The following is a 24,556-nucleotide window of genomic DNA, read 5'->3' on the forward strand; positions in this document are numbered from 1 at the left end:
GGCGGCATCGGTGCTGCTCAGGTCGACTTCGAGGCGAAAGGTTTCGGAGAGGGCCTCGGTGAGGTGGAACTCGACGACATCGAATTTACCGGCTGCTGCGGTGAAGGTGAAGCTCAGGTCGGATTGGGCAGGCATGGGAAATCCTTATCAGCCCGTGACAGGGCCAACGATCCTTTGCATAGGAGAAACCGGCGCATTGCTGCGCCGGTCGTCAGACGAGACCGGTGCTCAATCCTGCTTTTCCTTTGGCTGTCGCCAGTCGTAGGAGCCCTCGGTAGTGCCGGGCCCATGCTTCCAGGTGATCTTGCGATAGGACAGAGCGACCTTTAACTGCTCACGGGTTCTGTCGTTATCCATCAGTTGGGCGTGGGGTAGCACTGCCGTTATGCCAACGATGTAGGCGTCCTGGAGTTCGATGGTGAAAAAATGTTCGGCCATCCGTTCAACGGATGGGCGGTACCACTTCAACACCACCTTGGGCAGCAATTCCCCATCAGCAAGGGCCTGATACAACAGCGGTGTGCCCTTGGTCATTATCGTGGTAAACGTCAGCGGGCCATGCACGGCCTTGCCCGTAGGCTGGCCGCTTTGCGGATCCGTCGGTGTGCTGATCTCGTGATGGATCTCCTGAACCAGGATTTCGTCCAGGTGCCCTTCTATGGAAGAGGCGCCGAGGGATTCCTGGCTGGAGGCTTCATTGGTTATGAGTCCCTGAGTTTGGCCCGTGATCGAGATATAAGCAGGCAAAGACATGGTTCGCTTCCTTGTTTCATTGAATTGAAGGCCTTGTGGGCCGTCGCGCCATCACTGATGGCGAAGGGTTTGAAGCAACGGCTGCTTCAAGCTTGCGGGCCTTGCTCGAGCGGCCCGAAAGTCATGGTTTGAGAATGAACTCCAAGGACTCGAGCACCTCTCGCGTGGAGTTGCCGAGGCTGATGGAAAACGCCAGATAGCTGCCGAGCAGGAGCACGCCGGCAATGGCCCATGGCGTCCACAGCGGCCACTGCCGTGCCAGGCGGTAGCGCCGCGATGCCACGTGCTCCGGCACTTCGGTCAGGCGCTCGGGCGTGTCGCCGCGCTGTGAGCGCAGCACCCGATGCAGCTTGCCGATGATCCCGTTGAGGATTTCCCGGTTGTTGTGCTGCAGGCCGTACTTGCCCTCGAAGCCCAGGCACAGGCACAGGTACTTGAACTCCAGGACGTCGCGGTAGCGCTCCGGGTCCACTTGCATGCGCGCAAGGACAGTGAAGAATTTCTCGCCGCCCCAGGTTTCGTTGTGGTGGTAGCTGAGTAGGGAGCGATGCGGCCAACTGGATGCGCGCCCCCATGCAGTGGCCATGACGGCTTCATCGATGAATGCACAGAGGGCGTAGCGGTAGGCCAGTTGCGTAACGCCGTCGTAACCCCGTTGACGGATCTCCTCGGAGACAGCAGTGATCTGCTCGCGGACGGTCATATAAAGCTCTGTTACATCGCCACACTCGTCGATCCGACGCAGGCGTATCACCAGGCCAAGCAGCGGTTGTGCAGCATCTATCAACGGGTTGAGGCTGTGACCGCGCAACTGGAATTGCAGGTCGGGATCCTGGTCGGAACTGCTCGTCGTTCCGTAGCACATCCTGACCTTCCCCTCGACGCTCTCGGCGGGTGTTGCAAGGGGCAGATCCTCCCGGGCGGAGTCGGGCGGGTTGGCCTCCCCCGACCCAGGCTGGTCGCTGCCAATCTTGATGGAAGTACTCATCTCACTGACTCCTGATAGCCCAGAACTGCAACTGCAACTCCGGGAAGTCGCCGCTGATATGGAAACCAAAGCTCTTCGCACCCTTGGGCATCAGCGTTGGCCAATTGGCCGCAGTGCGATCAAGCTGGAAGTAGGTGAAGCCGGCGTGGAACGGCAGGTGCCTCGGTGCCACGGGCAGCGGGCTGAGGGGGATGCCGGGCAGTTGCAGGCGGATCAGCTCGGGCAGTTTTTCCTGGGAGGCCACCTTGGCCTGCTGCAGGAACAGGTGGCGCATCCTTTCCAGCGGCATGCGGGCGTTCACCGCGAGGATGAAGTCGGCGCCGTCCATCAGGCTGTCGTCGTTGACCTGCGCGGTGAGCATGCCGTGCGCCTGCCGCACCAGCGGGAGGGACATGGCGCGGGGTTGCAGCACGGTGCCGAGCAGCCGGCGCAGGGTCTGCTCCAGCATAAGGAAGGTATTTTTCGGGCTGTCGTGCTGGTACGCGGGGAATTCGGGCGCAAGCCGCGACTCGTCGATGCAGGTGGCCAGTTCGCCGCTCGCCTGGCCGCACGCCAGGTAGGCATCCAGCGGCCGTACATCCGGATCCCGGGCCAGATGGCGGAACTGGTGCTGCCAGCGGTTGAGCGCCTGCAGCAGGCTGAAGTCAGTGAAGTCCGCGACGCCCGACTGCCCTGGCGAACCGATGCGCTGGGCGATGCTCTTGGCCCGCTCGTGCATCAGCGAGGAAATTTCCTCCATGAAGTGCGCCAGCGGGCGAATGGCGTGGAGGTGCAGGCCGGTAATGTAGAAGCCGGTATCCATCAGCAGGCTGCCATCCGGCTGCAGATCGAGGATGCGCCCCAGCGCCAGTTTGGTGAAGGCGCTGCGGTCATCGCGTTCCAGGGCCAGTTGCAGATTCGGCACGGCCAGGTCCAGCGGCGTGTGGTCGCCCTGGTGGCTATGGGTATCGCGGACCTCCTCCGAGCGCAGCAGATAACGGGCGTCACCCTGGCTGTCCGGCCAGCGCACCTGCCCGGTGCCGTCAGAGCGCAATGGCAAGGTGAGGTACACGACCTGGTTGGCCGCGCTGGCATCGGGAATGGCCAGCGGATCCGGTGGCGGCTGGTCATGGGGAATATCGAACGGCGTACCGTCCGGCATGATGCCGCGGGCACGAACGATGGCGATCTTGCCGAAGGCGAGGAACTCCTGGTTCAGCTCCAGCTCGCTGAAGCCAAACCCGTAGCGGCTGCTACTGCGGGCGTTGATGCAGTGCTCCAGGTAACGGGTGGCCTGCTGGAAGTGCTGGGGTTTGACGAAGAGGCCTTCGCCCCAGACGACGGGATTACGGGTGGTCATCGGTAGGATCTCGCAGGGTTGCGGACGCCGGCAGGGTCGGGTGCGGGTCGGTAGCTTTCATCGGTGATCGCGACGCGGCTGCCCTGCAGCATCACCATGAGCGGGTACTTGCGGCCCCGCGATTCGATGCGGAACACGTCGTGCCAGCGTTCGGCATTGGGATCGTGGAAATCGGCGACCACCGCGATGTAGCGGGTGTCTTCATCGACATCGGCGAACTCGACGAACTTGAACTGGCCGGGCACGAGGATGTAGTCGTCGGCGGCCAGCAGCGTGCTGCCCAAGGCCTTCTCCGGTGCGCTGCGCAGCCGTTCGGGATCGGCGTTCTCGAGCATGGAGTCGTCCTTCAACTGCAACACGCGGAAGCCGACCGGGGTGGCGTTGCCCGGCATCGCCCGCGCCTCGGCAGCCCGGGCCAACGCCGGGCCATGGCCGTACTGACCAAGATCGAGGTCGGCCCGGGATTGCTCTTCACGGGAAGGCAACGCTTGTCCCTTGTGCAGCAACCAGTTCGCGGGCTGTGGCCAGCGTGATGCGCTACTGTCGGTGAACAGCGTCTCGGGCTGCGACTTGCCGAGGGTCATCGGCGGTGCGTGCTCATCGACGACCAGCCCCGGAATGGCCAGGCGCTGGCGCACGGCAAGTGCGCCGGCGACGTTGTTTCGTTGGTTTTCGAAATGTTCCGTCAAGGCACGCAGATGCCCGATCAGTTCGTCCTGGCTGGCGCTGCGCAGATTGACCGCAAATGGCCCCAGTCCTTCCATGTCCAGTGGCGCGGCCAGGGCCTCGTCACCGGCAGCGAACGACGCCAGGCTGAGCGGATTGGGATTGACGTCCGGGCTGGCGTACAGGCTCAGGGCAACCTGCGAGAGTTGCTCATGAGCTGTCCCGACCTGGATGGATGGGTTCATCAGCACCTGGCCGCTCTTGCTCAGCACGTTGCCCACCGTGCTGCAGCCGCCAAGCGTGCTTGCGGCCAGCAGGAGCGTGATGACCTGCCTCATCATGCCTCCGCGCGCAAAGCCTGGTCGAAGGCTTGCTCGAAGACTTCCCAGAATAGCTTGTCGAAACCTTGCTGCCGGCCGGACTTCAGTTCCTCGTAATAGTGGCCATACATGTGCCAGGCCCAGTCAGCCGTCGCCGCCTGTCCGCCTCGCGCCGGGCGATAGCGCTGGAACCGCTGCTCCAGTTGCTCGGGCGAAAACGCCTGCAGCAACGCGGCCAGTCCCGCGCTGATGGCCTGGTGCATGGCGATCTGCTGGCGGCGGATCTGCTCCAGCGACTCTTCCACCGCAGCCGAAGGCGACAGGTGGACAACGCTGCGCTCGGCAGCGAACAGTGCCCGCACGGTTTCCGGGTAGCCTTGCCCGAGGCGCAACGGATTGTCCTCGATGGGCTGCAGCGTGCGTCCGGCCAGGGAAATGCGCTGCCGGTCATCGGCAGCGGGAACATTCAGCGCAGCAAGGCCACGAATCAGGGCCCCGATCGTGCGCCCCGCCTCGTTGAGCAGTGCATAGGCATCGAGCTCGTCCACCGTTCCGACGGTTGCGCCGATACCGTCCAGCAACGGCTCGACCAGTCCTGCGGGCTGTGCCTGGCCGGAGAACTGGCGTTGAATCCAGTCCTGGGCGGCGGGGTGCTGGCTATCCTGCTGCGACATGAAGATTTCTCCTGGGGCGTGCATGGGGTTGCCGTAGACGGCTTCGGACCGGGTCGTGGCGACGTCGGCCTGGGCGGCCATCGGCGTATGCCCGTAGTGATGTGAATCGAGGCTGTCCGGCGGGCCGCCACTGGCGACGTCGAGCGCCTTGAGGGGGTCGAGCAGGCCGTCAGGTCCAGGACGCTCGCCGAGTGCCTGGAACCCGGCCTGGCCTGCTGGCTGATTCGGTTCGCCGTCGAATTCCTGCGGCGCGGCTTCCGGAAGCGCGGTCATGAACTCGCCGGACACCTGGCCCAGGGCGGCACCATGGCTGTCGGGATCGTCCGCCTCGCAGAGGTCACTCCCCAGGTGCACGGAGATCTGGTACGGGCCGATATGCAGCGTGTCGCCATCGCTCAATTTGCCGCCGATGCCGGTGCCGAGCGGTTGCGTCTGGTCGTTGACGCGAGTCTCGCCACAGCGATCGATGACCATGAACCCACCGTCCCGATAGCGGACCTCGCAGTGTCGCGGCTTGACCGCGGCGTGGCGGTCAGACAGCGTCCAACTGGCATGCTGCGATCCGATGCTGCCGCCCTTGGCGTCGAACAGGTGCCGGGGAGTGCTGCCCTGCTGGAGCACCTGGGGGTTGTCCACTACCAGCAACAGGCGCCGATTGGCGTTATCCAGAGTCATGTGCGTACCGTGAGTCGAACGGGAGGAGGCGTGCGCCGTTGCGGCTGTTCGAGGAAACTGGTCCAGCCGATCTGGCAACCGCTGTCGCGCCCAAGGTTGAAGGCGGGAACTTCGTTGGCGCGCAGCCGCAACTCGAGGTCGCAGGGGGTCTGGTCGCGCAGCAGGTAAGCAATCAGCATCCGCAGCCGTTCGAAGTTCTCGCCCTTGGGCAGGAACTCGCGAAAGCGCGCCTGCGACAGGTCGGAAATGACCAGGGTGAACTTGCAGTGCCGCGTGCGGACCCTGGCGCCGAGGCGGAAGCTTTCGCCCAGGCAGCCGTTGCGCCGCCCGAGCCGGGTACGGGCGGACGCTTCGATATCGGTGTCGCGCAGCTCGAAATCGCGAAGGCTGACGTCCTGCAGATCGAAGCAATGGGCGACAAGCCCGGCGACCATGTCCGGTGAACGGCTGCGGTGCACCACGGCACCTGCGAAGCTGAGCAGGCGGCTCCAGGCAATCGGGGTGACGCCACGAATGGCGTTGTCCTTGAGCCCGACCAGGGCGAAGAGGCGCTGCGAAAGCCGGTCGCTCGCCCCCGGACGGAAGCGGATGTAATGCCGGTACTTGCGCCAGGCCTGATGCAGCAGGGTAAGCAGGCGGTGGTTGAAGAAGTCGAAGAACGCCGGACGGATTCCTTCACCCTGCCCGGCCTCGTAGGCCAGGCGTTCGAGGTAATACGACGGCAACGGTGAATCGGGTCCGTGCATGCCGAGGAAGGTTGCCTGCACGAGGTACTGGTGCGGCAGTGCATCATCGAGACGCCGGGCCAGGGCAACGTCCGAGGCGGGAAACCCGACACCGGCGAAATTGCTCAGGCAAATACGCTGGCGCTCGGCGGCGTAGGCATCGGCAGATTCCAGGTCGTCATCATGCAGCCCATGCAGGCGCTCGAGCAGACAGAAGAAGTCGTACTCTCGGGCGGCACCGAGCAGGTTCCCGCTCAGATCAGGGGCTGCGTGCCGCTGCGCATCGGCCATGCGTAATGCTCCTGATTCTTGAGATTGATGGCTTCCAGCACGTGGAAGGAGGAAATGCTGGCGTACACGGAGAGGAAATGGCTCAACACCGTGCCGAAGAGGTACAGGTCGCCTTCGCAGGAGAATCCGTCCTGGTCGAGCTTGACCAGGGTGCTCAAGCCACGGATGGGCAGAGCCTTGAACATCCGGTCGATCGGCGCGGTTTGCACGTCCTGCAGGGCGCCGAGGCGCATCTGCGTGGCGCGGGACCGCTGCAGGTCGTGGTGGGCGGCGAAGTCATAGGCGCGGATGACGGCCTTCAAGGGTTCGGCCGAAAGCAACGACAGGTAGGTGGGTGACAGGTTGGAGATCAAAGTCCACAGCAGGTCGCCATCCAGCACTGGCCGGTACGACGGGGTCGGCGCGGTCAGGTTGCGGCATTCGACGAAGGTCGGCATGTCTGCGGTGCGTACGCAGATGTCGCCCACGGCCAAGGCCTGCGGCAGGTCGCGGTTGCTGCAGGTCAGCGAGAAGGAAACGGTTTCATTCCGCCCGATGTAGTGCTGTTCATCGCCGCGCACGAATGAAACCCGGTGCTCGACACCGGCGTCCAACAGCGATTGGGCGATGCGGGTGCGGTAGTAGAGAACGGTTTGCCCTCGCTCGAAGTCGATCTGGTGGCGTAACGACTCGAACGGCTGGTAGGTCCGCAGCCAGGTGCCAGGTTGATCGGAGGCCTCGCATTTCCAGCCGTCGACACGGTCGATGCTGAATATCTCGTAGGCATCGGGGCGCTGGCTCGCCGGGCGCACACGATGATCGAGGGTCTTGCCGGTCAGCCTGACCGGTTCGGCATCCTGCTCGAAAAGATTGACGGCAGGCGCGCAGTACAAGGCCATGTCCCCGGTCCGAATGCGGATGTCGTTGGGCATGGGCCGGGTGAAGCGGAACTCCAGGCGGATGCGCTGCGTGCTGCTGCCAGGCCACAGGGCACGCAGGCCGGTGAGCCCGAAGAAGAAGTAGCGTCGGGGAAAGAGGAAGTACTCCTGCAGGATGCGGTAGCCATCCAGGGCGTTCTTCGGATAGGGCAGCAAGGCTTCGTCCGGGCTGAACCCGGGAAACACAACCTGCCCGGCAGGAATGTGCCGGACCAGGCCATCGCACTCCATGCGGACCTGGTCCAGGTAGCAGGACAGCCACAGGTACAGCGTCCTGGCGCAGTAGTCGCTGCCGCTCAGGTAGAAATCCAGACGGTCGCAGTCGTAGGTATCCGGCGGGTTCTGGCTCAGGGTAGCGAGGTCCACGCGCACCGTCGATTTCTCCAGCGAATGCACATCGCTGATTTCGCTGATCTGCAGCGGATAGATATCGACGTGCGAGCAGGTGCGGAACTGGCACGCCACGCCATCGACATCGAGCGAGCCGACGCGTGTGCCCCTGGCGATACGCTGGCGCACGGTGACCGACCGATCCACGGGTGGAAACTGCATGATGGTGGCGCTGGGCAGCGGACGCAGGTAGTTCGGCCACAGCAGTTGCAGCAAGGAATGGGTGAGCTCGGGAAAGTCATCCTCGATCTTCAGGCGCAGCCTGGCTGTCAGGAAGGCAAAACCCTCCAGCAGCCGCTCGACATCCGGGTCGGATGCCTCGTCGCCGAGAAACCTCGCCAGTTGCGGGTTCCTGCGCGAAAAGACCCGGCCAAGCCGGCGCAGGTAATCCAGCTCTTCGCGGAACTTGCTCTTCAGTGACATCCCGCCTCCTCGTCTCTTCTCGTCACAACACCTGGATCCTTTGCTGCCGTCGATGCAGCAGCAGGTCGATCTCGACCTGCCCGGAAGCTTCGACGAGCGGTATCTGGCAGTGCAGGCGAAAGCACAGGCCGAGAGGTTGCTCGGCGGCTGCCAGCGGACGAACGTCCAGGACCCGGACGCGAGGCTCGTACAGGGCGATCATTTCGCGGATGTCCTGGCAGATCTGCGCTCTCAGTTCCATCTGGCCGGCGCCGGCATCGTTCATGTCGGGCAACCCGAGGCCGGGGCAGCTTTGCGAGCCACCCCGACGAGCGTTGAGCAAGTGCTCCAGGTTGTTCTTGATGGCCAGCACCTGCCCCGCGACCTGGGCCTGCCGACCGCCCAGGCGACGAGGCGGAAGGTCGGGCTCGAGTCGCTGGAACAGACTTCCCGACGCTGGCCCGGGCGATATGGCCGGGTTCACCGTCATTCCTTGTCGAGCCGACCGACAAGCGACAGCTCGAAGTTGGCGCCCATGTACTTGAAGTGCGGTCGGACCGACAGCGATACCTGGTACCAGCCCGGATTACCCTCGACGTCATGAACCTGGATCTGTGCCGCGCGCAATGGCCGACGGCTGCGTACATCGGACGAGGGGCTTTCCTGGTCGGCGACGTACTGGCGGATCCAGTTGTTGAGCTCCCGCTCAAGGTCCGGACGCTCCTTCCAACTGCCGATCTGCTCGCGCTGGAGCACCTTGAGGTAGTGGGCCAGCCGGTTGATGATCATCATGTAGGGCAGTTGCGTGCCGAGCATGTAGTTCGTCTGCGCGACCTGGCCTTCGGGCGTCCTGGCGAAGAGCTTCGGACGCTGCACCGAATTGGCGGAGAAGAACGCCGCGTTATCGCTGCCCTTGCGCATGGTCAGCGGGATGAAGCCCTCGCTCGACAGTTCGAACTCGCGACGGTCGGAAACCAGCACTTCGGTGGGAATCTTGGCCTGCAACTGGCCGAGCGACTCATACAGGTGAACCGGCAGGTCATCGACGGTGCCACCCGACTGCGGACCGATGATGTTCGGGCACCAGCGATACCTGGCGAAGCTATCGACGATACGACTCGCCAGGGCGAACGATGTGTTGCCCCAGAGATAGTTGTCGTGGTTGCCGTCAATGGTCTCGCGATAGTCGAAACTGCGCGCAGGGTTCTCCAGCGGGTCATAGGGCTCGCGCAAGAGGAAGCGCGGCATGCTCAAGCCCAGGTAGCGGGCATCCTCGGAGTCGCGCAGGCCGCGCCACTTGGTGAAGCGCGGGCCATCGAAGATATCCTTCACTTCCTTCAGGTTGCACAGCTCCTGGAACGACTCCAGGTTGAACATTTCCGGGCCTGCGGCAGCAAGGAACGGCGCATGGGCCATGGCACCGACGGAGGCGACGTAGCCGAGCAGCTTGATATCGGGTGCCGAGGGCCCGAAGGTGTAGTTGCCGACCATGCAGCCTACCGGCATGCCGCCAAACTGGCCGTAGCCGGAGGTGTAGACGTGACGATAGAGACCGCTGCGGGTGATATCACCGGCGCTTTCGAAGTCGTCCAGCAGCTCGGTCCTGGTTACGTGCAGCAGGTCGATCAGGATATTTTCACGAAAGTCGGTGCGGTCGACGAGAAACCTGAGCCCCCGCCAGCTCGACTCCAGGGCCTGGAACCCCGGATGGTGGAGGATGAAGTCCATCTGCTTGCCGATCCGTGTATCGATCTGCGCCAGCATCTGGTCTACCCGTTGCTTGTTGACCGGTTGCTGGCGATCGGGTGACTTGAGCATCTCGGCAATGAAGGCTGCCACACCGCGCTCGGCGACGGCGTAACCCTCCTGGCTGGGTTCGATTCGGGTCTGGGCGAGAATCTGGGCCAGCAGGCCGCTATCTTGGGGGGCGTTCTGTTGTTCTGCCGCGGCGGAGTGCGCGTTTGTCATGTTCATGTCCTTTGAAACCTGAATGGATGGATGTCTCGACTGCCGGCAGGCTCAGCCCTGGCTCTCGCCCAGCACGGTTTCCAACTCCCTGGCGAGCTGACCGCGCGCCGCTTCGTCGCCGAGCATGGCCTGCAACTGCTTGCGAAACGCCGGGACATTGCCCAGCGGCCCTTTCAGGGCGACCAGTGCCTCGCGCAGTTCGAGCAGCTTGTTGAGTTCGGGAATCTGGCGGGCGATGGCATCGGGACTGAAGTCGTCGATGGAGCGGAACTTGAGATCGATATCCAGCGTGTCATCCGGGTTCTCCGAGAGAACGCTGGTGATGCTGTCCTTCAGGCCGATGCCTTGCTCGGCCATGACAGCGTTGAAACTGTCCTTGTCGATCCGCACCGATGTCCTGTCTTCCAGCGCGACGTCCTCCTCACGCCCGGTGAAGTCCCCGGTCACCAGCAGGCGCAGGGGAAGTTCAACTTCTTCCTGCTCGCCATTTGTGGCAGGGACGTAAGTGATATTGATGCGTTCCTTCGGGGCGACCGAGCCTTTCCTGTTTGCCATTAACCACTTCTCCGGAAGTTGTGTTTATTAGTTGGAGTACGTCGCAGCATCAACTCGCAGGCGCAATGAAGCCCGGTTCCTGGCGACTCATTCGATTACGCGGAATCCCTTATATAAAAAGGAGTCCGCGCCGTTCTTGTCTTGGACTTTCACCGAGAAAACACCGGCACGTCGGTGCATTGACGCATGAACTCCGCCAAGACTAGAACAGCGTGGACCAGCAGAAAAATAGGAAATTTCCCAATCAGATGAAGGAAGTGTCTTGAGGTACTTTGTTTTTTTGACCTGAGGGAAATTTCCAAAAAAAAATCGGAATATTCCTATATACCGTAATTTAATTTTGGTGCTTTCTTTCCAGTCAGTCATCACTCCGAAAACTGCTGCGCCACACTCCAACTAAAACAGGCGTTCCGCGCGATATCCGACAGTCTTCCGAAAGTGGGCTGCGGCGCAACAAGGAAGTAATTCCTTCTACTCAAAGGTGAATTCCAACAATGATCACGGTCGACCCGGCTGCACTGATAGAACGCCTCAACCCCTTTTGCCGGCAGGCGCTGGAGGAAGCAGCAAACCTGTGCATCGCCCAGGGAGGCGCAGAGGTGACCGTGGTGCATGTGCTGACGGCACTGCTTGGGCAGCCTGCCGGTGACGTACGCATCAGCCTCGCCAACGCCGGCCTCGCCGTGGAGGCCGTGCAGCACGCCGTGGCCAGTGGCTTCGAGGAGCGTCATTCGGGCCGCAGCCAGTATCCATCCTTCTCGCCCCTGCTGATCGAGGTGCTGCAGGAAGCCTGGCTGCTCGGTTCGGTGGAGCTGGGGCAGCCACACATCCGCAGTGGCGCGGTCTTTCTTGCGATCTTGCTTAACCCGTCCCGTTACCTGCCCCTGGCAGCGGTGCACCTGCTCGACAAGGTCAGTCGCGAGGGGTTGCGCAAGGGCTTCGGCGCCCTGCTGGCGGCTTCGGCGGAGGCTCCGGAGCCAGCCGCTGCGGCCAGCCCCCCGAGCAGCCCCGCCGAGTGCAGTGCACTGGCCAGGTTCGGCCACGATTTTACCGCCCAGGCCCGCGAGGGCCGGATTGATCCGGTGCTGTGTCGCGACGGGGAGACCGACCTGATGGTCGATATCCTTTCCCGCAGGCGCAAGAACAACCCCATCGTGGTGGGCGATGCCGGCGTCGGCAAAAGTGCGGTGGTCGAAGGGCTCGCCCTGCGCATCGTGCAAGGCCGCGTGCCCGAGCCACTGCGCCGTGTCGAGCTGTGGGGCCTCGACCTTGGCGCCCTGCAGGCAGGCGCCTCGGTGAAGGGCGAGTTCGAAAAACGCCTGAAAGCCGTCATCGACGAAATCAAGGATGCCACCCGCCCGATCATCCTGTTCATCGACGAAGCCCACACCCTGATCGGTGCAGGCAACAGCGCCGGCGGCAGCGACGCGGCCAACCTGTTGAAACCGGCGCTGGCCCGGGGCCAGTTGCGCACCATCGCAGCAACGACCTGGTCGGAATACAAGAAATACTTCGAAAAGGATCCGGCACTGGCCCGGCGTTTCCAACTGGTCAAGCTGGAAGAGCCCACGCCTGAACAGGCGGTGAAAATCCTGCGGGGCCTGCGTCCGGTCCATGAAGCTGCGCACCAGGTGCTTATCGGTGACGACGCGCTGCAGGCCGCCGCCGCCCTGTCGCACCGCTATCTGCCGGGGCGACAGCTACCGGACAAGGCCATCGACGTGCTCGATACCGCCTGCGCCCGGGTGGCCTCTACCCTCGCCGAGCCACCCCGACGGCTCGCCACGTTGGAAAACGAACTCCGGCAGATCGATGCCGAATACACCCAGCTCGTACGTGACCGACGGGCTGGCCTGCCAGTGGTCGCGCAGCGCCTGGAGGCCCTTGCCCAGGCGCGTGGGGATATCGAGCGGGACGCCGCGCAATTACAACTGGCGTGGACACGACAGAAAGCTCTGGTAGACGAAATCCTCGCCCTGAGGGCTGGCAGCGAGGACGAAGAAATACCCGGGACACTGGCCCGGAAGGTCGAACAGTTGAACGAACTGCAGCGCCCGGAAGCCCTGGTACACGCCGATGTCGGCGCCGAACAGATCGCCGGGGTGATAGCCGACTGGACCGGCATCCCCGCCACCACCCTTGGCAGCGACCAGCTGACGCGCCTGGAGAACCTGCCGGTCAACCTGCGCGAGCGCGTAAAGGGCCAGGCTCCTGCCCTGGACATCCTCTACCGGCACCTGCTCACCGCAATGGCCGACCTGCGCCGACCGGGCACGCCCATGGGCGCCTTCCTGCTGGTCGGGCCCAGTGGCGTGGGCAAGACGGAGACGGCCTTGGCAGTGGCGAACTCACTCTTTGGCGGGGAGCAGTTCCTGACCACCATCAACATGTCCGAGTATCAGGAGAAGTTCACCGTCTCCCGCTTGCTGGGTGCTCCGCCCGGCTATATCGGCTATGGCGAAGGCGGTGTGCTCACCGAAGCCATCCGCAGGCAGCCCTGGTCGGTGGTCCTGCTCGATGAAGTGGAGAAAGCCCACCCGGAGGTGCTTGACCTGTTCTACCAGGCGTTCGACAAGGGCGAGCTGAGCGACGGCGAAGGCCGGCGTATCGACTGCCGCAACATCCTGTTCCTGCTCACCTCCAACCTCGGCTTCGACCAGGACGATGACCCGCTGCACGACCTCGACGGCGAAATCCTGCGCCAGCGGCTCGCTGCCTTTTTCAAACCGGCACTGCTGGCGCGGATGCAGATCGTTCCCTACCGCTATCTGGACGACGATGTGCTCGACGACATCATCGAAAACCGTCTGCTGCGGTTACAAGAGCAACTCGATCAGCGTCACCAGGCCACGCTGACCATCACCTCTACCGCACGCAACGAACTGCGGGCACGTTGTGCACGACACCGCAACGGAGCCCGCATGCTCGATGCCATCATCGATGGCGAACTGCTCCCGCCGCTTTCGCTGTCGGTCCTGCAACGACTGTCTCGCGGCATCAGGTTCCAGCGTGCGGAACTGCACTGGAACAACGGCGCCTTCGCGGCAACATTGGCCTGAGCCGGGAGGACGCCGCTGCATGACACTGATACGCCTTGCCTTGCTGACAACAATACTTCTTGCAGGTTGCGATAGTGGAGCGCGCGCCACCGCCGCGCCCCCTGAATGCATACGCATCGTTTCCGCCCTGGAGCGTCTTGCCTGCTTCGATGCGGCGGCCGGGACACCGCCAACGCCTGCGCCTGAGACCCCTGTCGCGACCAAAGCCACGCCCAAGGTGCCCGGCATCAGGCTGCTGGTCGATGCCAACGAGGCTGGCCGGCTCGCCGAGGAGACCCTGTCGAGGATCACCCGCAGCCCGGATGTGCTGCCAGGACAGGACAAAGTGGTGATCTCCGCACCCTCGCCGGCGGGCGACCAACCCGGCACCTGGCTGGCGATCAGTTGCCTGTCGAACATCTCCCGCCTGCAGCTGCTGAGTGTCGAACCCTTGCCGGTGAATCACATCGGTATCCGCCTCCTGCTGGACGGCCGACCGCTGACGCCAACCCGCACCTGGCAAGTGCTGGACGACGGCACGGTGGTCGACGCCGGCCGTGGCCTGGTGGCCATCGAGCAGTTGCGCCAGCTGACCCGTCCTGGCGAGTGGCTGCAGGTCGAGAGCAACCACGCTCCGCTGCATGGCATCAGGTTCGATGCCAGGGCGCTGGCCGAACAGATGTCCTGGCAACGGGAGGCATGTCACTGGTGAAGCAACTTCCACCACTGGACCTGAAGGCATTGCTGGCCGCACTGGATGAGCGCCAGCCCGCAGGAACGTTCGATGCAGAGAACCCGTTGTTCCAGGATATCGACCAGGAAATGGTCAAGCTTGGCGGCCTGCAGGAACGGACCATCGACTGGGAATTCGTCGACCAGGGTGCCCGTCGATACCTGACCGACCACTGCAAGCACTTCCGTATCGCAGGCCACCTGATCACGGCACACCTGCGAACGAACAGTTGGCGCGGCTGGGCAGAAGCCACCAGCGTACTGGCGGCAATGGTCGAGAAATACTGGGAGGCCGGGCACCCCAAGCCCGGTCCTACGGGGTATGCCGGCAAACGCCGGCTGGTCGGGCAGTATCTGGAACGACTGGGCGACGCCCTGCCCCATCTCGACCGCAAGGGCTATGACGAAGATTTCCGCAAATCCGCCCAGCATGCCCTCGACAGCCTCCAGGCCAGTGCGCCCCTGTCGGGGCTGGATGTTCCGCAATTGAGCCGGCTGGAAAGCACGCTGCGACGTTACGCCGAGTCCACCCGCGCACCCGAGCAGGCAAAACAGCCGCAGCCGGCAAGCGTCGAGCCGCTGGCCGACGCGTTCTTCGCGCCGGTTTTAGCCAGCCCGGAAAATGAGCGGGAGTATCGCCGTTCGCTGCTCTCGGCTGCCGAGGCCATCAATCTCAAGGACGCCTTCGACCCCACCGGCTACCTGCTGCGTCGCTTCGCCCTGTGGGCACACCTGACCCAGGCGCCCTACGCCCACAACGATAACCGCACCGCGTTGATGGCCACGCCCCTGGAGATCACGGACACCTACGAAAAAGCCCTGGCGAACAACAGTATCGATCCGCCGCTGCTGCAGCGGATCGAACGCAGTGTGGCGGCGTCCCCGTACTGGCTGCGTGGCAGCTTCCTGTCGGCCAGCGTGGCACGCAAGCTCGACATGCCACGGGTCGCCGAGGCCATACGCCAGGCCTGCGAGCGCCTGGTAACCCGCCTCCCCGCCTTGACCTCGCTGGCATTCGTCGATGGTCGCGCGTTGCTCGATGACGACACCCAGGCCTGGCTGAGCGGCTCCGCAGAGAACGTTGGAGCCAGCTTCGACCCGGAGTATCCAGCGCTACGCGACGAACTGGCCACGCTGCTCGACAGCGCAGGCGTGGAACCGATGTTGCGCAGCCTGGAATCGCTCCAGCAGCAAAAGTCCGAACCACGCCATGCCTGCCATCTCATGACCATCGCCGCCCAACTGCTCGCCTCCCGCGGGCTGAACTGGCTCGCAGAGGGCCTGTATGCCCGGGCCCGCTGCGTCATGGACAGCACCAGCATCCGCGCCTGGGAACCGCAACTCCACGCGTTGCTGGTACGCCACACGCCGGCTGGCGAAGAACAGAAGCATTGAACAGGAGCATCGCCATGGAGAACATCTGGTCCAACCTGCAACGATATGGCCGGCCCGCCCTGCGCTGGCTCAAGCCCGGCATGCCATTCATGTTGCCGGGCGTGCTGATCCTGGCCGTGATTGCCATCTGGTGGCTCGGCCCCCACTGGACCTTCGCCGATCGCCAGCCGCTCGCCAGCCTGACCGCACGCGTCCTGCTCACGATCATGCTGCTGGTCATGCCCTTGTTGGGCTGGGCGCTTCACCTGCGTCGACGCACCCGGCTACTGGAGGCAGAACGCGCACGCGCCCGGGAAGTGCAAGACGACCCCTGCCTGCGCTTCATCGAGGCCCAGGAACGCGATCTCGACCGCAACCTGGCACTGCTCCAGGCCAATCTCAGCGGCCGCAACGCCTTGTACCAGATGCCCTGGTACTTGGTGCTGGGGCAGGAAAACTCGGGCAAGACCAGCTTCGTCAACCGCTCCAGCCAGAGCTTCTCGCTGAGCGGAGAAATCAAGGCCAGTGCCTGGCGCCAGCACGACGACCCCGACAGGCTCTACCCGATCGACTGGTGCATCGGCGAGCAGGCGGTACTCATCGACCCTCCCGGCGAGATCATCAGCCAGCGCCGCAGCATCGCGGGCTTGCCGGAAGACCTCCCTGCGCGCCTGTGGAACAGCTTCGTCACCTGGTTGGGCCGCAATCGCAGCCGTCGGCCGCTGAACGGCGTGGTGCTGATGGTCAGCCTGGTGACCCTGCTGAACCAGAAACCCAGTGACCGCAAGGCCCTGGCCGCACTGCTGCGTGCCCGCTTGATCGAACTCAGCCGCGAACTGGGTACGCGCCCGCCGCTCTACGTCGTGCTCAGCAAGTTCGATTTGCTCGAAGGCTTCGAGCCGCTGTTCGCCCGACTGCCCAATTCGGTGCGCGAGGACATCTTCGGTTTTACCTTCACCCTCGACTCGGTACGCGACTACGACGCCTGGCTCGACGAACTGGGCGCGCGCTACGATGCCTTCCTCGATCGCCTGAACGAACAGGTCTTCGATGCCATGGCCCAGGTAAGCGACGTCGCGCAGCGGGAATCCCTGTACTCGCTGGTGCGGCAATTGTCCGGCCTGCGTCCGGTGCTGCTGGACTTTCTCGCGGACGTGATGGGCAGCGACCGCTTCGTCACGCCCTCGCTGCCACGGGGCGTGTTCTTTTCCTCGGTGTTCCAGCAGGGCGTTCTCAACAACGCCTTCGTGTCCTCGGCGGCGCAAAGTTATGGCCTGGCGGAGCCGGCCAACAAGATGCATCCCAGCGGGCGGGCGATGGTCTACTTCGCCCAGCGCCTGTTCCAGAACGTCATCTACCCCGAAGCCGGCCTGGCCGGCGACAATCCTCGGGTCTTGCGGCAGAAGCGACATGCCCTGGCCGTGCACTTTGGCCTGGCATCGCTGGGCAGCCTGCTGATCATCGGCGGCTGGTACCACTACTACAGCGTCAACCGCGACAAGGCAGCGAGCGTCATGGAACGCAGCCGCGCCTTCAGCGCGAGTGCCATCGACGGCACGCTGGACCCCAGCGGCGGCAATCTGCTGCTGCCGCTGGACCAGATCAGCAACGCCGTCGCCGTCTATGGCAACTACCGCAATGCCTGGCCGGTACTGGCCAACATGGGCCTGTATCAAGGCCGGGCAATCGGCCCAAAGGTCGACGAAGCCTACCTGGCTCTGCTATCGCAACGCTTCCTGCCCGCCCTGGCCAGCGGCGTGATGGAATCGCTGGACGGCTCCGACCTGGACGGTGACGCCCAACTGGCGGCCCTGCGGGTCTATCGGATGATCGAAGACCGCCCCAATCGCCGCGCCCCGGTGGTGGAAAACTGGATGGCCGCCTACTGGCAACGAGCCTTCCCTGGTGACGACAGCACCCAACGCGCCTTGATGCGTCATCTGGACTACGCCATGAAGTACGTCGACACCCAGTTGCCGCACTACCAGGAGCGCGTTGCCACGGTGCAGCGTCATCTGCGGCAGATCCCCCTGCCGGAACGGGTGTACATGACCATGCGCCAGGAGGCCGGAGCGTCCCAGCGTTCACCGTTGGACATACGCAATGAAATCGGCCCGGCCTACGACATCGTCTACCAGACCGACGCCGAAGCCAGCGGCCGCATCGATGCCCTGTTGACCGCCAACGGCTACCGCAGCTACTTCGCCAGGCGCAGCGAGGCCCTCACCGAGCTGGCGATGATCGACCAATGGGCAGTGGGCGAGCGCAGCGGAGTCGCCTACTCGGAGGCTGACAAAGCCATCCTCAGCGAGCGCATCCGGGCAATCTACAGTCGCGCCTACGTGGAAACCTGGCAACGCAACCTTGCCCGGCTCGAGGTGCGGGACTTCCAGGATATCGCCGATGCCGTCGGCATACTGGATAGCATCACCGGCCCGGCCGCGCCTTTGCGGCGTCTGCTCGAAACGGTACGGGACAACAGTGACTTCGGCCTCGCAGCCTTGGCCGACGCCAGCTCGGCGCCAATGGCAGACAAACTGGCCGAGCAGCGCGACGATGCCGTGCAGTCGCCACTGATCATGGATGTCGCCCGCGCCTTCGCGCCGCTGAACCAGTTGCTGGAAGCCAGGGGTGAACGGGCACCCTATCTGGAGGAAACGATGCTGGCCATTGGCGGTGTGCAGGACAAGGTGCGCGTCCTGCACGACAGCCCCGAACGCGGCAAGACCGCACTGGCCATGGTGGTGGAGCGCTTCTCGCTGAAGGGCCCCGACCCCATCGCCAATCTGCAGAGGATCGCCGCCGGATTGCCCGAGCCGATCAATCGCCAGGTCGCCAAGCTGGCCGCCGAATCCTCGCGGATCATCCTGGTTGAGGCGCTGCGCGAGCTGGAACGGCGCTGGGACAGCGACGTCCACCGCTTCTATCGCGAGCGCCTGGCCAATCGCTACCCGTTCAACCCATCGAGTCGGGAGGAAGCCTCGCTGGAAGACTTCACGGCATTCTTCGGTCCACAGGGCCGCTTGCAACAGTTCCGCGAGCACTACCTTGACCTGTTCCTCGAAGACAACCTCGAAGCGCTCTACTCCGAGCGTCTCGGCGGCTACCTGGTGCGGGCGGATGTACAGGAACGACTGCAGTCCGCCGAGCGCATCCGCGACGCCTTCTTCAATAGTCGCGGGCTGCTCGGGGTGCAGTTCTACATCGAGCCGCTGGGCCTGGCACCGAACAAACGCAGCAGTTCGTTCAGCGTCGAAGGACAACTGGTCACCTACAACCATGGCCCGACCACCAGCACGGCGCTGATCTGGCCCAATACCCTGGCGCCGAACAACGAAAGCCGCATCACCCTGGTCAACGCCGGCGGCAGCAGCAGCGGCATGGTCCATCGCGGGCCCTGGTCGCTCTATCGGCTGCTGAGCCAGGCGCGGCTCAACGGCACCACCAGCACCAGCGTGGACCTCAGCTTCACCGCGCCGGACGGCGGCATGCGTTACCGCATCAGTACCGAGAAAGCCAACAACCCGTTCACCCAGCCGCTGTTCAAGGGCTTTGCCTTGCCCCGGACACTGTTGCAGGAGGGGGTATAAGGTCGCTCAACCACCACTGACCGCCCGCCGATCCTCCCGCGGACACCGCTGGAACCGCGCCCGGTAACTGCGGGTGAAATACGAAGGTGAGTCGAACCCGCAGGCGATGCTCACCTCCAGCACGCTCATCTCGGTCTGGCGCAGCAGTTGCCGGGCCTTGTCCAGGCGCAGGCGCAAGTAGAAACCGCTGGGCGTGTCGTTGAGGTAGAGGCGGAACAGACGCTCCAGCTGACGGCGGCTGACCTGCACCGATTCGGCCAGATCGAGGGTGTTCAGCGGCGTTTCCGTATTACGCTCCATGGCGCCGATCACCTGCACCAGCTTGCCGTTGCTGATGCCGTAGCGCGAAGCGATCTGCATGCGCTGGTGGTCCTGGCGCGGGCGGATCCGGCCGAGCACGAATTGCTCGGAAACCTGGATCGCCAGCTCGGCGCCGTGGGCCTGGCCGATCAGGTCGAGCATCAGGTCGATGGACGCCGTACCGCCCGCCGAGGTGATGCGGCGCCGGTCCACTTCGAAGAGTTCCTGGGTTGCGTCCAGCCGCGGATAACGCTCCTTGAACGCCTCCAGTGCCTCCCAGTGCAGGGTCACCCGGTGGCCGTCGAGCAGTCCCGCTTCTGCCAGCAGCAGCGTGCCGGTATCGATCCCGCCCAGCACCACCCCTTCGTGATCCAGCTTGCGCAGCCAGTGGGCCAATCCCGGGCTATAGCTGTGCAGCGGCTCGAACCCTGCCACCACCAGCAAGGTCGCGCCCTTGCCCAGCGGCTCCAGCGGGCCGTCGGCGTTGACCGACATGCCATTGCTCGCCTCCACCGCGCCGCCGTCCAGGCTCAGCACCCGCCAGCGGTACAGCCCGGGGCGAAAACGGTTGGCCACGCGCAGCGGTTCCAACGCCGAAATGAAGCCCAGGGCAGAGAAACCGGGTAACAGCAGAAAGTGGAATTCCTGGGGCATGGCGCCGTCTCGCTGAACGGGGAATCAGGGTTAATACTCCGCAGGTCGCCACTGTGCAAGAGCTGGTCGCCAGAGTGCGATTGACCCGGGCCATCCCCACGTAACTTGAGCACCACGGCTCGCAGAAGCCGCCCCCCTCATAACAATTAGAACTGCCGTTGGAGGAGCCACCATGCAATCGATCAGTCGTTCGCTCTTGATGCTTGTCGGTACCGCAGTCCTCAGCACCAACGTAATGGCCGCCGACCCGGCCGCCTGCAAGAACGTGCGCCTGGGCGTCGTCAACTGGACCGACGTGATGGCCACCAGCGCCATGACCCAGGTACTGCTCGACGGCCTCGGCTACCAGACCAAGCAGACCAGCGCCTCGCAGCAAATCATCTTCGCCGGTATCCGCGACCAGCGCCTGGACATGTTCCTCGGCTACTGGAACCCGATCATGACCCAGACCATCACGCCCTTCGTCGACGCCGGCCAGGTCAAGGTGCTCGACGCACCCAGCCTGAACGACGCCCGGGCCACCCTCGCCGTGCCGAAGTACCTGGCCGACAAGGGCCTGAAGACCTTCGCCGATATCCATAAATTCGAGAAGGAACTGGGCGGCAAGATCTATGGCATCGAACCGGGCTCCGGGGCCAATACCCAGATCAAGGCGATGATCGCCAAGAACCAGTTCGGCCTCGGCAAGTTCCAGCTGGTGGAATCCAGCGAGGCCGGCATGCTCGCCGCCGTCGATCGCGCCGTGCGGCGCAAGGAAGCGGTGGTGTTCTTCGGTTGGGCACCGCACCCGATGAACGTGAATATCGATATGGAATACCTCAGCGGCAGCGAAGGCGCCCTCGGCCCGGACGAAGGTCGCGCCACGGTGTGGACGGTGACCGCGCCGGACTATGCCAGCCGTTGCCCGAACGTGAGCCGGCTGCTGACCAACCTGACCTTCAGCGCCGAAGACGAGAGCCGCATGATGCAGCCGCTGCTGGACCACAAGGACGCGCTGGAATCGGCGCGCCAGTGGCTCAAGGATCACCCCGAGGACAAGGCGCGCTGGCTCGAGGGTGTAACCACCCTCGATGGCAAGCCGGCTGAGGAGAACCTCAAGCTTACCGCCAACTGACAGACCGCCATCGCCGGCAACGCCGGCTCCCACAATGGAACTGCGTACACCGTCCCTGTGGGAGCCGGCGTTGCCGGCGATGAGGCCCTCCCAGACACCCGAAAATCCCGCGGCCCAATTGGACCGCGAAGCCCCGACACGCCTGAAGGAAACCGCAATGAACCACGACGTCATCATCACCTGCGCCCTCACCGGCGCCGGCGACACCGCCAGCAAGAGCCACTTCGTCCCGGTCACGCCCAAACAGATCGCCGCTGCCGCCGTGGAAGCGGCCAAGGCCGGCGCCACCGTGGTCCACTGCCATGTCCGCGATCCGCAGACCGGCCGTTTCAGCCGCGATGTCAGCCTGTACCGCGAAGTGATGGAGCGCATCCGCGAGTCCGACACCGACATCATCGTCAACCTCACGGCCGGCATGGGCGGCGACCTGGAAATCGGCCCTGGCGAGATGCCCATGGAGTTCGGTGCCGGCACCGACCTGGTCGGTCCCCTGGAGCGCCTGGCCCATGTCGAGGAACTGCTGCCGGAAATCTGCACGCTGGACTGCGGCACCCTCAACTTCGGCGACGGCAACAGCATCTATGTTTCCACCCCGACCCAACTGCGTGCCGGCGCCAAGCGCATCACCGAGCTGGGCGTGAAGGCCGAGCTGGAAATCTTCGACACCGGCCACCTGTGGTTCGCCAAGCAGATGATCAAGGAAGGCCTGCTCGAAGACCCGCTGTTCCAACTGTGCCTGGGCATCCCGTGGGGCGCTCCGGCGGATACCGCGACCATGAAGGCCATGGTCGACAACCTGCCGCCGAACGTGACCTGGGCCGGCTTCGGCATTGGCCGCATGCAGATGCCGATGGCGGCCCAGGCGGTGCTGCTGGGCGGCAACGTGCGGGTCGGCCTGGAAGACAACCTGTGGCTGGAAAAAGGCGTACTGGCGAGCAACGGCCAGTTGGTGGAACGCGCCGCCGAAATCCTCCATCGCCTCGGCGCCCGGGTCCTGAGCCCCGCCGAAGGCCGCGCCAAAATGAACCTGACCCGTCGCTGATCTTTTCCAGGAGTCCTCCATGAGTTTCATTACCGATATCAAGACCTTCGCCGCCCTGGGCAGCGGTGTGATCGGCAGCGGCTGGGTCGCCCGCGCCCTGGCCAACGGCCTCGACGTAGTGGCCTGGGACCCGGCACCCGGCGCCGAGCAAGCCCTGCGCAAGCGCATCGCTAATGCCTGGCCGGCCCTGGAGAAGCAGGGCCTCAAGCCCGGTGCCTCGCAGTCGCGCCTGCGCTTCGTCGCAACCATCGAGGAATGCGTGCGCGATGCCGATTTCATCCAGGAAAGCGCGCCGGAAAGGCTGGACCTCAAGCTCGACCTGCATGGCAGGATCAGCGCAGCGGCCAAGCCGAATGCGCTGATCGCGTCGAGCACCTCGGGCCTGCTACCGAGCGAGTTCTACGAGTCATCGACACACCCCGAGCGCTGCATTGTCGGCCACCCGTTCAACCCGGTGTACCTGCTGCCGCTGGTGGAGATCGTCGGTGGCCGCAACACCTCACCCCAGGCTATCGAGGCCGCCAAGGAGGTCTACGCGTCGCTGGGCATGCAGCCACTGCATGTGCGCAAGGAAGTTCCCGGTTTCATTGCCGACCGCCTGCTCGAAGCGCTGTGGCGCGAGGCGCTGCACCTGGTCAACGACGGCGTGGCGACCACCGGCGAGATCGACGATGCGATCCGCTTCGGCGCCGGCCTGCGCTGGTCGTTCATGGGCACTTTCCTGACCTACACCCTGGCCGGTGGCGATGCCGGCATGCGCCACTTCATGGCCCAGTTCGGCCCGGCCCTGCAATTGCCCTGGACCTACCTGCCGGCACCGGAGCTGACCGAGGAACTGATCGACGCGGTGGTCGACGGCACCAGCGAACAACGTGGCGAACGCAGCATTGCCTCGCTGGAGCGCTATCGTGATGACTGCCTGCTGGCGGTGCTGGATGCGGTAAAAACCACCAAGGCCCGCCACGGCCTGAACTTCAGCGATTGAACGGAGAACCGCGATGCCTGCGCTGACCACCTACCGGACCCCCGTGCTGCCGGACTGGGTCGATTACAACGGGCATCTGCGCGATGCCTTCTACCTGCTGATCTTCAGCTATGCCACCGATGCGTTCATGGAATGCATCGGACTGGACGGCGACAACCGCGAGGCCACCGGGCATTCGCTGTTTACCCTGGAGTGTCATCTGAATTACCTGCACGAGGTCAAGCTGGGCAAGGAGGTGACGGTGCAGACCCAGGTGATCGGCCATGACCGCAAGCGCGTGCACCTGTATCACAGCCTGCACCGGGAAGGGTTTGCCGAGGCGCTGGCGGCAAGCGAGCAGATGCTGCTGCATGTGGACCTGGCGGGGCCGAAGTCGGCGCCGTTCGAGGCGGCGGTGCTGGAGCGGTTGCAGGGGATCGTGGTGGAACAGGAGGATTTGCCGGTGCCGGCGTTTGTCGGGCGGGTCATACGTTTACCAGCTTGATTGCGGTCAATGTGGGAGCGGGTTCACCCGCGATTGCGGTAGTGAATTCAACACCGTAATCGCGGGTGAACCCGCTCCCACAATTGACCGCGTCGCTTTTTCGATGGACAAAAAACTGCCCCGGCAAGCCGTGACGCAGCCGGGGCAAAGAGCGAGCAACCTACCGTGCCAGAAGGGTGGTGACCAAACCGCCCTCGACCTGTGCATGACTCCAGTGTGCACACTCCCGCTGCCGCCGATTTTGCCGAAAACGACCTGTTCATAGGTAAAGCGGCCATCGCGACAATCTGTCCTTGCCCGCTCTGCCGGGCGCTTCCAGAATCGGACCACGACTTCTAAATGCCACAAGGACAACAGCCATGATGCATGCGGATTTGATTGATCAGGAAGACCTGGTAGGCCACCTGCGCGCCCTGGGCTTCGAGACGCCGTCCGGAGTCAGCGCAGAGCAGGCCTGCGAGCATGCGGTACGCGGCTTGAGCGCACCGCAGGCCAAGGCGTTGAAGGGCATGGTGGAACAGATGTACACCGGCAGCGCGACCATCCTGCCGGCGGTGCGCCAGGCGATCGAAAAGCAGTT

20 protein-coding genes are annotated in these 24,556 nt (G+C 64.0%); 9 read left to right on the top strand and 11 right to left on the bottom strand.

The window, feature by feature from the left end; translation table 11 throughout:
- Positions 1–228: 228 nt before the first annotated feature.
- From ACKLLE_RS26405 to tssB, 10 genes are all read right to left on the bottom strand, one after another.
- On the bottom strand, positions 229–753 hold the full coding sequence (locus tag ACKLLE_RS26405; RefSeq protein WP_064301236.1) for an Hcp family type VI secretion system effector: 525 nt from the start codon (positions 751–753) through the stop codon (positions 229–231).
- A 121-nt stretch (positions 754–874) separates the two neighbouring features.
- Positions 875–1,741: a type IVB secretion system protein IcmH/DotU gene (gene icmH, locus ACKLLE_RS26410; RefSeq protein WP_420059502.1), complete on the bottom strand. Its 867-nt coding sequence runs from the start codon at positions 1,739–1,741 to the stop codon at positions 875–877.
- Position 1,742: 1 nt separating this feature from the next.
- The gene (gene tssK / locus ACKLLE_RS26415) at positions 1,743–3,080 is read right to left on the bottom strand and encodes a type VI secretion system baseplate subunit TssK (protein ID WP_420059504.1); all 1,338 of its coding nucleotides are present in this window, start codon (positions 3,078–3,080) and stop codon (positions 1,743–1,745) included.
- Positions 3,077–4,084 (bottom strand): type VI secretion system lipoprotein TssJ, encoded by a 1,008-nt coding sequence (tssJ, locus tag ACKLLE_RS26420; RefSeq protein ID WP_420059505.1) that lies wholly within the window; start codon positions 4,082–4,084, stop codon positions 3,077–3,079. Before tssJ ends, tssK begins: the two co-directional genes overlap by 4 nt.
- Complete coding sequence (gene tagH, locus ACKLLE_RS26425) at positions 4,084–5,415, bottom strand: type VI secretion system-associated FHA domain protein TagH (protein WP_420059506.1); 1,332 nt, start codon at positions 5,413–5,415, stop codon at positions 4,084–4,086. The genes tssJ and tagH overlap by 1 nt, the downstream gene beginning before the upstream one ends.
- Complete coding sequence (gene tssG, locus ACKLLE_RS26430) at positions 5,412–6,431, bottom strand: type VI secretion system baseplate subunit TssG (RefSeq protein ID WP_420059507.1); 1,020 nt, start codon at positions 6,429–6,431, stop codon at positions 5,412–5,414. Before tssG ends, tagH begins: the two co-directional genes overlap by 4 nt.
- Positions 6,395–8,161 carry a type VI secretion system baseplate subunit TssF gene (gene tssF / locus ACKLLE_RS26435; RefSeq protein WP_420059508.1) on the bottom strand — a complete coding sequence of 589 codons (1,767 nt, stop codon included), beginning with the start codon at positions 8,159–8,161 and terminating at the stop codon, positions 6,395–6,397. The genes tssG and tssF overlap by 37 nt, the downstream gene beginning before the upstream one ends.
- A 22-nt stretch (positions 8,162–8,183) precedes the next feature.
- The gene (tssE, locus tag ACKLLE_RS26440) at positions 8,184–8,624 is read right to left on the bottom strand and encodes a type VI secretion system baseplate subunit TssE (protein ID WP_420059509.1); all 441 of its coding nucleotides are present in this window, start codon (positions 8,622–8,624) and stop codon (positions 8,184–8,186) included.
- A gap of 2 nt (positions 8,625–8,626) precedes the next feature.
- A complete protein-coding gene (gene tssC, locus ACKLLE_RS26445; protein WP_420059511.1) occupies positions 8,627–10,108 on the bottom strand; it encodes a type VI secretion system contractile sheath large subunit in 1,482 nt (493 codons plus the stop codon).
- 51 nt (positions 10,109–10,159) lie between these two features.
- Complete coding sequence (tssB, locus tag ACKLLE_RS26450) at positions 10,160–10,663, bottom strand: type VI secretion system contractile sheath small subunit (RefSeq protein WP_064301228.1); 504 nt, start codon at positions 10,661–10,663, stop codon at positions 10,160–10,162.
- Between the two features lie 494 nt (positions 10,664–11,157).
- Here tssB and tssH point away from each other — a divergent pair, with 494 nt between their 5' ends.
- Genes tssH through tssM form a run of 4 tightly spaced genes read left to right on the top strand, consistent with a single transcriptional unit; the run spans position 11,158 to position 19,397 of the window.
- Entirely contained in the window at positions 11,158–13,722 is a 2,565-nt protein-coding gene (tssH, locus tag ACKLLE_RS26455) for a type VI secretion system ATPase TssH (RefSeq protein WP_420059513.1), read from the top strand.
- 19 nt (positions 13,723–13,741) lie between these two features.
- Complete coding sequence (locus tag ACKLLE_RS26460; RefSeq protein ID WP_420059515.1) at positions 13,742–14,413, top strand: type VI secretion system-associated protein TagO; 672 nt, start codon at positions 13,742–13,744, stop codon at positions 14,411–14,413.
- Entirely contained in the window at positions 14,401–15,828 is a 1,428-nt protein-coding gene (gene tssA, locus ACKLLE_RS26465; RefSeq protein WP_420059516.1) for a type VI secretion system protein TssA, read from the top strand. Before ACKLLE_RS26460 ends, tssA begins: the two co-directional genes overlap by 13 nt.
- A 14-nt stretch (positions 15,829–15,842) precedes the next feature.
- Positions 15,843–19,397, top strand: coding sequence for a type VI secretion system membrane subunit TssM (tssM, locus tag ACKLLE_RS26470; protein WP_420059517.1), 3,555 nt, complete (start codon positions 15,843–15,845; stop codon positions 19,395–19,397).
- 6 nt (positions 19,398–19,403) lie between these two features.
- Here tssM and ACKLLE_RS26475 read toward each other — a convergent pair whose 3' ends face one another.
- Entirely contained in the window at positions 19,404–20,351 is a 948-nt protein-coding gene (locus ACKLLE_RS26475) for a GlxA family transcriptional regulator (protein WP_064301223.1), read from the bottom strand.
- A gap of 172 nt (positions 20,352–20,523) precedes the next feature.
- Between ACKLLE_RS26475 and choX the strand changes: the two genes are divergently transcribed.
- The 5 genes from choX to ACKLLE_RS26500 all read left to right on the top strand — a co-directional run.
- On the top strand, positions 20,524–21,465 hold the full coding sequence (gene choX, locus ACKLLE_RS26480; RefSeq protein WP_064301222.1) for a choline ABC transporter substrate-binding protein: 942 nt from the start codon (positions 20,524–20,526) through the stop codon (positions 21,463–21,465).
- Between the two features lie 157 nt (positions 21,466–21,622).
- Positions 21,623–22,507, top strand: coding sequence for a 3-dehydrocarnitine:acetyl-CoA trimethylamine transferase CdhC (cdhC, locus tag ACKLLE_RS26485; RefSeq protein ID WP_009396916.1), 885 nt, complete (start codon positions 21,623–21,625; stop codon positions 22,505–22,507).
- 19 nt (positions 22,508–22,526) lie between these two features.
- Complete coding sequence (locus ACKLLE_RS26490) at positions 22,527–23,492, top strand: L-carnitine dehydrogenase (protein WP_420059518.1); 966 nt, start codon at positions 22,527–22,529, stop codon at positions 23,490–23,492.
- 13 nt (positions 23,493–23,505) lie between these two features.
- Entirely contained in the window at positions 23,506–23,976 is a 471-nt protein-coding gene (locus tag ACKLLE_RS26495; protein ID WP_420059520.1) for a thioesterase family protein, read from the top strand.
- A gap of 359 nt (positions 23,977–24,335) precedes the next feature.
- Positions 24,336–24,556 (top strand): hypothetical protein (locus ACKLLE_RS26500; protein ID WP_420059522.1); only part of this gene is annotated, 221 nt, incomplete at its 3' end.

Source organism: Pseudomonas bharatica (assembly GCF_048586865.1).
Taxonomy (GTDB): domain Bacteria; phylum Pseudomonadota; class Gammaproteobacteria; order Pseudomonadales; family Pseudomonadaceae; genus Aquipseudomonas; species Aquipseudomonas bharatica.

Excerpts from the sequence above, each read along its gene's own strand:
- ACKLLE_RS26405 (WP_064301236.1), bottom strand. The coding sequence starts at position 753 with ATGTCTTTGCCTGCTTATATCTCGATCACGGGCCAAACTCAGGGACTC.
- icmH (WP_420059502.1), bottom strand. The coding sequence starts at position 1,741 with ATGAGTACTTCCATCAAGATTGGCAGCGACCAGCCTGGGTCGGGGGAG.
- tssK (WP_420059504.1), bottom strand. The coding sequence starts at position 3,080 with ATGACCACCCGTAATCCCGTCGTCTGGGGCGAAGGCCTCTTCGTCAAA.
- tssJ (WP_420059505.1), bottom strand. The coding sequence starts at position 4,084 with ATGAGGCAGGTCATCACGCTCCTGCTGGCCGCAAGCACGCTTGGCGGC.
- tagH (WP_420059506.1), bottom strand. The coding sequence starts at position 5,415 with ATGACTCTGGATAACGCCAATCGGCGCCTGTTGCTGGTAGTGGACAAC.
- tssG (WP_420059507.1), bottom strand. The coding sequence starts at position 6,431 with ATGGCCGATGCGCAGCGGCACGCAGCCCCTGATCTGAGCGGGAACCTG.
- tssF (WP_420059508.1), bottom strand. The coding sequence starts at position 8,161 with ATGTCACTGAAGAGCAAGTTCCGCGAAGAGCTGGATTACCTGCGCCGG.
- tssC (WP_420059511.1), bottom strand. The coding sequence starts at position 10,108 with ATGACAAACGCGCACTCCGCCGCGGCAGAACAACAGAACGCCCCCCAA.
- tssB (WP_064301228.1), bottom strand. The coding sequence starts at position 10,663 with ATGGCAAACAGGAAAGGCTCGGTCGCCCCGAAGGAACGCATCAATATC.
- tssH (WP_420059513.1), top strand. The coding sequence starts at position 11,158 with ATGATCACGGTCGACCCGGCTGCACTGATAGAACGCCTCAACCCCTTT.
- ACKLLE_RS26460 (WP_420059515.1), top strand. The coding sequence starts at position 13,742 with ATGACACTGATACGCCTTGCCTTGCTGACAACAATACTTCTTGCAGGT.
- tssA (WP_420059516.1), top strand. The coding sequence starts at position 14,401 with ATGTCACTGGTGAAGCAACTTCCACCACTGGACCTGAAGGCATTGCTG.
- tssM (WP_420059517.1), top strand. The coding sequence starts at position 15,843 with ATGGAGAACATCTGGTCCAACCTGCAACGATATGGCCGGCCCGCCCTG.
- ACKLLE_RS26475 (WP_064301223.1), bottom strand. The coding sequence starts at position 20,351 with ATGCCCCAGGAATTCCACTTTCTGCTGTTACCCGGTTTCTCTGCCCTG.
- choX (WP_064301222.1), top strand. The coding sequence starts at position 20,524 with ATGCAATCGATCAGTCGTTCGCTCTTGATGCTTGTCGGTACCGCAGTC.
- cdhC (WP_009396916.1), top strand. The coding sequence starts at position 21,623 with ATGAACCACGACGTCATCATCACCTGCGCCCTCACCGGCGCCGGCGAC.
- ACKLLE_RS26490 (WP_420059518.1), top strand. The coding sequence starts at position 22,527 with ATGAGTTTCATTACCGATATCAAGACCTTCGCCGCCCTGGGCAGCGGT.
- ACKLLE_RS26495 (WP_420059520.1), top strand. The coding sequence starts at position 23,506 with ATGCCTGCGCTGACCACCTACCGGACCCCCGTGCTGCCGGACTGGGTC.